Raw genomic sequence first — 11,204 nt, forward strand, 5'->3', positions numbered from 1 at the left:
GATGATTGGATCGGAAGATGCAGAAGCCGGCGCACCGTTGTGGACGCGCCTTTTGGCAGAAAAAGACGAAATCGGAGCCGCTTTCGGGCAAGGCGGCTGTCAACGGGGGGCAAGCAGCGCGGGAATGCCCCGGCGCCATGCGATCCAAGGGCCCCATGAAGGCCATTGGCGCTCCGGGCAGCATCGTACAGCGCCCTCGTCATGCCGGAGATGCAAAGACCCGAATGCGCAGATGTGCGCGGGCGTGCGCAGCGCCGCCACTGGGCTGCTCGTCTGGAGAGGCCGCAGGCGCGGCCCGACGTCAGAGGAACCGTTCGAGCAGTTTGCGCGAGTGCTTGTCCAGCGCGGTGGTGTCGGGCACGCGGAACTGCAGGCCGTCGTTGGCCGCGATCAACAGCCGGGTGCGCCCGCCCAGGCGGCGGATGTCTTCTTCGGCCTTGAGCACCAGCTTGGCCGTACCGCGGTCGGTCACCACATCCCAGGTGCTGGGGGTCGAGAAGCTCGAGACCGCGACGATTTTCTCGATAGTGGGCACAAACTCCCGGGCTTCGAGTTCCTCTTCGATCAGGCGCAGCGCGGCCGCGTCCAGCTGGGTCATGCGGTCCACCCAGACCAGTTCATGGCCGTCGGTGCCGACGATAGACAGCCCCTCGTCCGGCGCGGCAATCGGGAATGCCCGCACGGGCGTGATGCTCTCGTGCACCGTGCCATCGGCGAAGGTCAGCACCAGCCGGCCATGCGCATTGCGGCTGAGCGTGAAAGCGGCCAGCGGCAGCGCGGCGCGGGGTGCAGGGCGGGCGTTGGCAGTGTGGGCGTCGTCGTTCATCGCAGGCTCCAGCGGTTCGTTCAGGCGTTGCCGGCAGGGTGCGCCGGGTGCAGCAGGCTGCTGTCGACAATGACGACGCCAGCGGCCTGGGCGTCTTCTTCGGCGCGGCGGGCTTGCGCTTCGTACAGGCGCCAGTAGGCGCCCTGCTTTTCCATCAGCTCGTCGTGCGGCCCGACCTCGACCACCTCGCCGCGGTCCATCACCACCAGGCGGTCGGCCTTGCGCAGCGTGGACAGGCGGTGGGCGATGGCGATGGTGGTGCGGCCCTGCACCAGGTTGTCGAGCGCCTTCTGGATCTCCTTTTCCGTCTCGGTATCGACGGCCGAGGTGGCCTCGTCCAGGATCAGGATGCGCGGGTCGATCAGCAACGCACGGGCAATGGAGATGCGCTGGCGCTCGCCACCCGACAGGCCCTGGCCGCGCTCGCCCACCAGCGAGTCGTAGCCGTGCGGCAGGCGCAGGATGAACTCGTGCGCGTGCGCGGCGCGGGCGGCGGCAATGATCTCCTGGCGCGTGGCCTCAGGCTTGCCGTAGGCAATGTTCTCGGCAATGGTGCCGAAGAACAAGAAGGGCTCCTGCAGCACCAGGCCGATGTGGCGGCGGTAGTCGGCCACGGCGAAGCGGCGCACGTCCACGCCATCGACCTGGATGGAGCCTTCGCTCACGTCATAGAAGCGGCTGATCAGGTTCACCAGCGTGCTCTTGCCCGAGCCGCTGTGGCCCACCAGGCCGATCATCTCGCCGGGACGGATGTCCAGGTCCAGCCCCTTGATCACCGAGCGGCTGCCGTACCTGAAGCCGACGTTGCGCATGGCGATGGCACCCTCGACCCGGTCCACCTTCACCGGCTGGGCGGGGTCGGGCACGTTGCTCACGTGGTCCAGGATGTCGAAGATGCGCTTGGCGCCCGCAGCGGCCTTCTGCGTGACCGACACGATGCGGCTCATCGAATCGAGCCGGCTGTAAAAGCGCCCGATGTAGGCGATGAAGGCGGTCAGCACACCCACCGTGATCTGGTTGCGCGACACCAGCCAGATGCCGAAGCCCCACACCACCAGCAGGCCGATTTCGGTCAGCAGCGACACCGTGGGGGTGAACAGGCTCCACGTCTTGTTGAGCTTGTCGTTGACTTCCAGGTTGTGCTGGTTGGCCGCACGAAAGCGCTCGGCCTCGCGCTTTTCCTGGGCGAAGGCCTTGACCACGCGGATGCCGGGGATGGTGTCGGCCAGCACGTTGGTCACCTCGGACCACACGCGGTCGATCTTCTCGAAGCCGGTGCGCAGCCGGTCGCGCACGGTGTGGATCATCCAGGCGATGAAGGGCAGCGGCACCAGCGTGACCAGGGCCAGCCACGGGTTGATGGAGAACAGGATGGCCGCCGTCATCATGATCATGAGCACGTCGGTCACGAAGTCGAGCGCGTGCAGCGACAGGAAGACGTTGATGCGGTCCGTCTCCGAGCCGATGCGCGCCATCAGGTCGCCGGTGCGCTTGCCGCCGAAGTAGTCGAGAGACAGGCGCAGCAAATGCTCGTACGTGGTGGTGCGCAGGTCGGCGCCGATGCGCTCGGACACCAGCGCCAGGATGTACGTGCGCGCCCAGGAGAGGCCCCAGGCCGCCAGGGCCGATGCCAGCAGGCCGCTCAGGTACAGCAGCACCAGGCCCGGGTCGATCTGCTTACCGTTCTGGAACGGGATCAGGATGTCGTCCATCAGCGGGATGGTCAGGTACGGCGGCACCAGCGTGGCCGCGGTGGACGCCAGCGTCAGCCCGAAACCGGCAGCCAGGTGCTTGCGGTAGGGCCGCGCAAAGCGCCACAGGCGCAGCAGCACCCAGGTGGACGTCTGCGGCGGCTGTGCGCGCGCGCAGGCGGGGCATTCCTCGGTGTCGGGCGGCAGGGGCGTGTGGCAGGTGGGGCACACCGGCTCGTCCGCCTCGGCCTCGGTGGCCGTGTCGCCCCGGGCGACGTGCTGCTCGAACCGCTGCACCAGGCGCAGCGCCTGGGCATGGTGCGCCAGGGTAAAGCGCCACAGCGCCAGGCGCTGTGCGGGGCCATGCAACTCGAGCGAGCCCACGCCTCCGTGGTCCTGCATGCGCAGCGACAGCCCCTCGCCCAGAGGCCAGGCGTGCCAGGCGGTCGTGCCCGGGTCGCAGGCCAGAAGGCGCTCGGACGTCACCACCACCCAGCCGGAGCCAAACCGCAGATCCGCGGTCAGGTCAACCTGTAACGCGGCCAGCACGTTCTCTCTGGGTGCGAGCATGGCCCGCAGATCAGCCCCCACGGGGCTGGAAAAGACACCCGAGGCGTCCACAGAATGGTGATGTTGCATTTTTGGTTGGTATCCCCGCTCCCGGCAGCCTGCCGCAACCGGTCTCGCGAAAGCGCGAATTCTCGCCGATACTGCGCCTCAGAACCTCTTTCGATGCGTGGCGGCATCCTCATGTAACGTCTGCAGCGATCATTTGGCTGACACTGCCAGCCAGTGCGCGGCTGACGCACAATCCCCCTCCATCACGTCTTCTTTGTCCTTCGACGCCCTTCCAAGGCCGCAAACACACCCGCTGCAATCCATGGCGAAACTCAACGACATCCAACTGCTGCGCATCAACTACCTGCGCGGACCCAATATCTGGACCTACCGGCCGGTCCTGGAAGTCTGGCTGGACCTGGGCGAACTGGAGGACTACCCCTCCCACACCATCCCCGGCTTCACCCCCCGCCTGACCGCCTGGCTGCCCGCACTCATCGAACACCACTGCGGCGTGGGCGAGCGCGGCGGCTTTCTGCAGCGCCTGGAAGAAGGCACCTGGTGCGGCCACGTGCTCGAGCACATCGTGATCGAGCTCTTGAACCTGGCGGGCATGCCCACCGGCTTCGGCCAGACGCGCAGCACCAGCCAGCGCGGCGTGTACCGCATGGTGTTCCGCGCCCGCGACGAAAGCGTGGCGCGCGTGGCGCTGGCCCAGGGCCATGCACTCATCATGGCGGCCATCAACGACGAACCGTTCGACGTGAAGGCCGCCGTGGCCCGCGTGCGCACCGAGGTGGACGACCAGTACCTCGGCCCCAGCACCGCCTGCATCGTCACCGCCGCCACCGACCGCGGCATCCCGCACATCCGCCTGAACGACGGCAACCTGGTGCAGCTGGGCTACGGCGCCAGCCAGCGCCGCATCTGGACGGCCGAGACCGAGTTCACCAGCGCCATCGCCGAAGGCATCGCCAGCGACAAAGACCTGACCAAGACCTTGCTCAAGGCCTGCGGCGTGCCCATTCCTGAAGGCCAGGTCGTCAACAGCCCGGCAGAAGCGTGGGAGGCCGCCCAGGACATCGGGCTGCCCGTGGTGGTCAAGCCGTCCGACGGCAACCACGGCCGCGGCGTCACGCTCGATTTGCGCAAGCAGGAAGACATCGAGGCGGCCTACCACGTGGCCTACCCCGAAGGCAGCGACGTCATGGTCGAGAGCTTCATCCCCGGCGACGAACACCGCCTGCTGGTGGTGGGCGGCAAGGTCGTGGCCGCAGCGCGTGGCGAGGTGGTCAGCATCACCGGCAACGGCCGCTCCACCGTGCGCGAGCTGGTCGACACCCAGCTCAACTCCGACCCGCGCCGCGGCTACGAAGAAGAGTACCCGCTCGAGATCATCGACCTGGCCACCGACACCAAGGTGCAACTCGAACTCAAGCGCCAGGACCTGGGCGCCGACTCCGTGCCCGCCGCGGGCCGCGTAATCGTGGTGCAGCGCAACGGCAACGTGGCCGTGGACTGCACGGACGACGTGCACCCCGAGGTCGCCTACATCGCCCAGCTCGCCGCCAAGGTGGTGGGCCTCGACATCGCCGGCATCGACATGGTGGCGCTCGACATCTCCAAGCCCCTGCACACGCAGGGCGGCGCCATCGTCGAAGTGAACGCCGGCCCCGGCCTGCTGATGCACCTGAAGCCCGCCGTGGGCGCGCCCCGCCCCGTGGGCCAGGCCATTGCCGAACACCTGTTCCCGTCCGAAGACGACTCCGGCCCCGTGGGCCGCATTCCGGTGGTGGGCGTGGCCGGCACGCGCAGCACATCGACCATTGCGCGGCTGGTGGCCTGGCTGCTGCACCTGGGCGGCCACCACACCGGCCTGGCCTGCCGCGAAGGCCTGTTCCTGGACCGCCGCTGTGTCGAGACCACCGACTGCGCGCACTGGGAAGCCGCCCACCGCCTGCTGATGAACCAGACCGTGCAGGCCGCCGTGATCGAAAGCGACGCCCGCACCATCCTGCGCGACGGCCTGGCGTACGACCGCTGCCAGGTGGGCGTGGTGACCGACATGGACGGCGTGGAAACGCTGGCCGAGTTCGACGTGCATGAACAAGACCAGATGACCAAGGTGATGCGCACCCAGGTCGACGTGGTGCTGTCCGAAGGCGCCGCGGTGCTGAACGCCGCCATCGAGCAGGTGGCCGATCTGGCGCCCCTGTCGGACGGCTCGGTCGTGCTGTACGCGCAGGACCCGACCCTGCCCGTCATCGTCGAACACCGCGCCACCGACAACGGCCGCGCCGTCATCGTCAAGAACGGCCGCGTGGTGCTGGCCACCGGCAGTGCCGAGCACGTGCTGGGTTCGCTGGCCGACCTGACCTTCGGCCGCAACGCCGTGGTGCCCGACACCGACGCCCTGCTGGCCGCCGTGGGCGCCGCCTGGGCGCTGGACATCGCGCCCGACCTGATCGGCGCGGGCATCAAGACCTTCGAGCCCGACTTGCCCGCCCCCCTTGGCCTGCCCACCTGAAATGGCACCCCCTGAGTCGCTTCGCGCCTTCCCCCTCTCTCGTATTGCTGCGCAATACGGGAGGGGAACGCCCCCAGCGCGGCGGGGCGGCCCTTGCGCGGGGGCACTCGCCTTGGTCGCGCCAGTTTCATGTGCCGCTGGCGTCACCACGTACTGTGTGAAATTGACGCTGAGCAACCTGACAGATGTAGTGAAGTCGGACTGTGGTCCCGACGGATATTGAGAAAGAGACTCCCCATGGATGTATCCCGCACACGGGCCCTGCGCGGCCCCAATCTCTGGAGCCGCCACATGGCCATCGAGGCCATCGTGACCTGCCCTGAAGCCGAGCGTGCCGTCAGCCAGATGGCCGGGTTCGAAGCCCGCCTGCGGGCGCTGTTCCCGGGCATCGGCGCACTGCACCCGGAAAGCGGCGGCCCCGACATCTCGCTGGCCCACGTGCTGCAGACCGCCGCCCTGGCGCTGCAGGCCCAGGCCGGCTGCCCCGTCACCTTTGCGCGCACCACCGCCACCACCGACGCGGGCGTGTACCAGGTGGTGGTGGAATACAGCGAAGAAGCCGTGGGCCGCAAGGCGTTTGAATACGCCGAGCACCTCATCCACGCCGCGCAAGGCACCGGCAACTTCGACGCCGATGCCGTCGTCGCCGAGCTGCGCGAGCTGGACGAAGACGAGCGCCTGGGCCCCAGCACCGGCTCCATCGTCGCCGCCGCCGTGGCGCGCAACATTCCGTACCGGCGCCTCACGCGCGGCAGCCTGGTGCAGTTTGGCTGGGGCTCCAAGCAGCGCCGCATCCAGGCCGCCGAGGTCGACTCCACCAGCGCCGTGGCCGAATCCATCGGCCAGGACAAAGACCTGACCAAGCGCCTGCTGCACGCCGCCGGCGTGCCCGTGCCGCTGGGCAAGCCCGTCGACACGCTGGACGAGGCCTGGGAAGTCGCGCTCAAGGTCGGCCTGCCCGTGGTGGTCAAGCCGCAGGACGGCAACCAGGGCAAGGGCGTCACCGTCAACATCACCGACCGCGCGCAGCTCGACGAAGCCTTCCGCACCGCGGCCGAATACGGCACCGTGATGGTCGAGCGCTTTCTGCCCGGCCACGACTTCCGCCTGCTGGTGGTGGGCGACCAGTTGGTGGCCGCCGCGCGCCGCGAGCCGCCCCAGGTGCTGGGCGACGGCCAGCGCACCGTGCGCGAGCTGGTGGACATCGTCAACCAGGACCCGCGCCGTGGCGAAGGCCACGCCACCTCGCTCACCAAGATCCGCCTGGATGACATCGCCGTCGCACGCCTCACGCTGCAGGGCCTCACGCCCGACTCCGTGCCTGACAAGGGCCAGCGCGTCATCCTGCGCAACAACGCCAACCTGTCCACCGGCGGCACCGCCACCGACGTGACCGACGACGTGCACCCTGAAGTCGCCGCGCGCGCCATCGCCGCCGCCCAAATGGTCGGCCTGCACATCTGCGGCGTGGACATGGTCGCCGAGACCGTGCTGCGCCCGCTGGAAGAGCAAGGCGGCGGCTTTGTCGAAGTGAACGCCGCCCCCGGCCTGCGCATGCACCTGGCGCCCAGCTACGGCAAGCCCCGCAACGTGGGCCAGGCCATGGTCGACAAGCTGTATGCGCATGGCGACGACGGCCGCATCCCCACCGTGGCCGTCACCGGCACCAACGGCAAGACCACCACCGCGCGCCTCATCGCCCACCTGTTCACGGCCCAGGGCCTGCGCGTGGGCATGACCAACACCGACGGCGTGTACGTCAACGGCCGCCAGATCGACAGCGGCGACTGCAGCGGCCCCAAGAGCGCCCGCAACGTGCTGCTGCACCCCGAGGTGGACGCCGCCGTGTTCGAGACCGCCCGCGGCGGCATCCTGCGCGAAGGCCTGGGATTTGACCGCTGCCAGGTGGCCGTGGTCACCAACATCGGCGCGGGCGACCACCTGGGGCTGAACTACATCACCACGGTGGAAGACCTGGCGGTCTTGAAGCGCGTGATCGTGCAGAACGTGGCCACCACCGGCTACGGCGTGCTGAACGCGGCCGACCCCATCGTGGCGGCCATGGCACCGTCGTGCCCCGGCAAGATCATCTTCTTTGCGGCCGACCGCCACCACCCCGTGATGGCCACGCACCGCGCGCAGGGCCACCGCACGGTGTACGTGGACGGCGACTCCATCGTCGCATCCGAAGGCTCGTGGCGCGAAACCATCCACCTGCGCGACGTGCCCATCACCCGCAACGGCAAGATCGGCTTCCAGGTCGAGAACGTCATGGCTTCCGTCGCCGCCGCCTGGGGGGTGGGCATGCCCTGGCAGACCATCCGCCGCGGCCTGTCGGGCTTTGTGAACGACAGCGACAACGCACCGGGCCGCTTCAACATCATGGACTACCGCGGCGCCACCGTGATCGCCGACTACGGCCACAACCCCGATGCCATGCGCGCCCTGGTGCAGGCCGTCGACGCCCTGCCCGCCAAGCGCCGCAGCGTGGTCATCAGCGGCGCGGGCGACCGCCGCGACGAGGACATCCGCGAGCAGACCGTCATCCTGGGTGCCGCGTTCGACGACGTCATCCTGTACCAAGACGCCGCCCAGCGCGGCCGTGCCGACGGCGAAGTGATGAACCTGCTGCGCGAAGGCCTGGCCGGCGCGCCCCGCACGAAGCACGTCGAAGAGATCCGCGGCGAATTCATCGCCATCGACGCCGCCCTGGAGCGCCTGCAGCCCGGCGACCTGTGCCTGGTGCTGGTCGACCAGGTCGAAGAAGCCCTGGCCCACCTGGCCCAGCGCTGCACCGAAGCCCCCGCGCCCGGAACGGCCGCGTGACGATGATTGTGATGATGACGAAGAAGGCGCGGCCCACAATGACGATGACCATGAAGATCACGACCATGCAGACGACCAAGACCCGGGCCGCTGCCGCCTTCGCTGCGCTCGCAGCGTCGGCCCTGTGCATGGGCATGGCCGCACCGGCGCACGCCGCGTCCGGCGAAAAGATCGGCACCGTGGACACCGCCTTCCAGTGGGTGGGCCGCGACCACGACATCATCGTGGAAGCGTACGACGACCCCGCCGTGCAGGGCGTGACCTGCTACGTCTCGCGCGCCCGCACCGGCGGCATCAAGGGCACGCTGGGCCTGGCCGAAGACCGCGCCGAGGCCTCCATCGCCTGCCGCCAGGTCGGGCCCATCAGCTTTCCGGAGCCGTTGAAAAAGCAGGAAGAAGTCTTCAGCGAACGCATGTCCATCCTGTTCAAGCGCCTGCGCATCGTGCGCATGGTGGACGCCACACGCAACACACTGGTGTACCTGACGTACTCTGAAAAACTGGTGGACGGCTCCCCGCAAAACAGCGTGACCGCCGTACCCGTGGACCGCGCCACGGCCATCCCGCTGCGCAAGTGATGCCCTCGTAGCTGCGATTGCAGTTGCAGTTGCAGTTGCGATTGCGATTGCGATTGCGATTGCGATTGCGATTGCGATTGCGATTGCGATTGCGGTTGCGGCTGTGGCTGTGGCCGCGTCACTATCAACCGGAGCAGGCATCGCGCCCCGCTCCTGGCACCCCACCCCAGTCCGTTCACGCTGAGCTTGTCGAAGCGCTGCGCAGCAGTCCGCCCAAGCCCGTTTAGCGCGATGTGAATGAACCGAGCCCAAAGCCGCACACGACTCAAAGCAACGCACAGCACGACAAGCACACCACCACACCACAACGACAAAGGGGCCCCAGGGCCCCTTTGTTTTTATGTAATTCAGCCCCCTACCGCTTATCCAGCAAGCGCTAGCAGCTATACATTCAATAGCAAACCATCAGCCTCACCCCTGCTGCGCCGCAATCTGCCGCAGCGCCTGCTCGAACACCTCCACCGGCTGCCCACCCTGGATCAGGTGCCGCTCGTTGATGATGATGGCCGGCACGGAGTGGATGCCGCTTTGCAGATACAACTGCTCCCGCTCGCGCACCTCGTCCGTGAAGCGGTCCGACGCCAGCAGCGCACGCGCCTCGGCCACATCCAGCCCCACCTCGCCCGCCACCCGCGCCAGCACCTCATGGTTGCTCGGGTCCTGCCCGTCGGTGAAATAGGCCTTGAACAGCGCCTTCTTCAGCGCGGGCTGCACGCCCTTCTCTTCAGCCCAGTGCAGCAGCCGGTGCGCATCGAAGGTGTTGTAGATGCGGCTGCGCTTGTCCATGCTGAAGGTAAAGCCCAGCTCCGCCCCACGCGCCGCAATGGCGTCGCGGTTCTTCTGGCTCTGCGCGGGCGTCGCGCCGTACTTTTCTTGCAGGTGCTCGCCAATGTCTTGCCCCTCCGGGCCCATCTGCGGGTTCAGCTCGAACGGCTGAAAGTGCAGGTCCAGCGCCACCTCATCCTTGAGGCGGTCCGCCGCCTGCTCCAGCGACTGCAGGCCGATGATGCACCAGGGGCAGGAGACATCGGAGACGAAATCGATTTTGAGGGTGGTGGGGTTGGGCATGGGAGGGCCTTGGGAAGGAAAGAAGGACGGGATGGTAGGCGGGGTGGGATAACCGTGGTGGGAGGGGGTTTACTGAGTCGGTTGGTGTGGCTGGCGGTGAGGCAGTTGATCGCTTTGCAGCGGGTGCGGTCACTCACTTCTACGAATTAGTCGCACTTTAGCGGCCATTCAACATGCAAGTTGCGGGTCTGCCCCGTGACTGCTCACGGTCGTGTAGGAAATTCGGCTCTCCCCAAAGCCTCGCACCACCACGATATTGCGCCGCTTGAATTAAAGCCACCGCCCCTTCCTTCTGCCTCGAGTTCTCGGTATGCAATAGACTTGTAAAAACTCAAATGCTGTCGGGGGAGGTCGCGTGCCAATCAATCTAACTCCGTTCGGAGCGACAGACTCGCTGTGGACCGGCAATACTTGGAAAGTGCCTGACGATGACGTCCTTGCAAAGTGGATTGCGTGGGTGGCAATTGGCCAAGCGTTGCACGTCGCTGAGATTCTTCACGCGGTGAACCCACTGGGGGCTCCACCCACGAACGACGCGGCGAAATTAGACGCCGTAGAACTCCTAACTCAGAAGGGCGCAGACCCTTGGCACCGAGATGGGTGGATGTTTCAAGTTATGTCATGGCTCGCAGCCCATGTGAACAGGCCAGGCGCCCTAATCGCGCTTCCGCACCTGATTCATGCGGAAAAGGGTCTAGATGGCCTCGAAATAATGCTCGATGCGTCTCAGAACGTTGTCGCGACCATAATTTTCGAAGACAAGGCGACTGAGAACCCAAGAGACACCGTTCGAGACGATGTTTGGCCAGAGTTCGTCAAATTTGAATCGGGGCATGGAGTTAACAGGCTCACACAACAAGCCTCTGGAATTTTGGCCGCCGCGCATCATCCGAACCCGACAGCAGCCGTCAACAAGATTTCGTGGAATACGACTAGGCGCTATCGCATCAGTATTACCGCAAGCAGAAGCACGCCAACCTCTCGAAAAAGCCTCTTCAAGGACTATGACACGAAGGTGCAAGGAAACATCGACCGTCGAAAGGCAGAAGTGTTCGTAGTCGACGACGTTAGAGTGTGGATGGCGAATCTAGCCACCAAAGCAATCGCCCAAGTGGCCACGTTTTAAGGTC

At 66.7% G+C, this 11,204-nt stretch carries 7 protein-coding genes; 4 read left to right on the forward strand and 3 right to left on the reverse strand.

Translation table 11 applies throughout. The annotated features are described in order from the left end of the window. Positions 1-301 precede the first annotated feature (301 nt). Positions 302-826 (reverse strand): DUF1854 domain-containing protein, encoded by a 525-nt coding sequence (locus ACSQ3N_RS21895; RefSeq protein WP_056417552.1) that lies wholly within the window; start codon positions 824-826, stop codon positions 302-304. 20 nt (positions 827-846) lie between these two features. Next, positions 847-3,156 (reverse strand): ABC transporter ATP-binding protein, encoded by a 2,310-nt coding sequence (locus ACSQ3N_RS21900; RefSeq protein WP_436147446.1) that lies wholly within the window; start codon positions 3,154-3,156, stop codon positions 847-849. Positions 3,157-3,397: 241 nt separating this feature from the next. Between ACSQ3N_RS21900 and ACSQ3N_RS21905 the strand changes: the two genes are divergently transcribed. The 3 genes from ACSQ3N_RS21905 (at position 3,398) to ACSQ3N_RS21915 (ending at position 9,006) form a co-directional block, all read left to right on the forward strand. Beyond that, complete coding sequence (locus ACSQ3N_RS21905) at positions 3,398-5,602, forward strand: cyanophycin synthetase (RefSeq protein ID WP_436147447.1); 2,205 nt, start codon at positions 3,398-3,400, stop codon at positions 5,600-5,602. Between the two features lie 237 nt (positions 5,603-5,839). Continuing rightward, a complete protein-coding gene (gene cphA / locus ACSQ3N_RS21910; protein ID WP_436147448.1) occupies positions 5,840-8,428 on the forward strand; it encodes a cyanophycin synthetase in 2,589 nt (862 codons plus the stop codon). 50 nt (positions 8,429-8,478) lie between these two features. Then, positions 8,479-9,006, forward strand: a complete 528-nt coding sequence (locus ACSQ3N_RS21915) for a CreA family protein (protein WP_369817146.1) — start codon at positions 8,479-8,481, stop codon at positions 9,004-9,006. Between the two features lie 411 nt (positions 9,007-9,417). Here the strand turns inward: ACSQ3N_RS21915 and ACSQ3N_RS21920 are convergent, their stop codons facing one another. Beyond that, a complete protein-coding gene (locus tag ACSQ3N_RS21920) occupies positions 9,418-10,074 on the reverse strand; it encodes a DsbA family oxidoreductase (protein WP_436147449.1) in 657 nt (218 codons plus the stop codon). Positions 10,075-10,492: 418 nt separating this feature from the next. On the opposite strand from ACSQ3N_RS21920, the gene ACSQ3N_RS21925 reads away from it, so the two are divergent. Beyond that, a complete protein-coding gene (locus ACSQ3N_RS21925) occupies positions 10,493-11,200 on the forward strand; it encodes a hypothetical protein (protein WP_436147450.1) in 708 nt (235 codons plus the stop codon). The last annotated feature ends 4 nt before the right edge of the window (positions 11,201-11,204 follow it).

Source organism: Acidovorax sp. LjRoot194 (assembly GCF_964253015.1).
Taxonomy (GTDB): domain Bacteria; phylum Pseudomonadota; class Gammaproteobacteria; order Burkholderiales; family Burkholderiaceae_C; genus Acidovorax.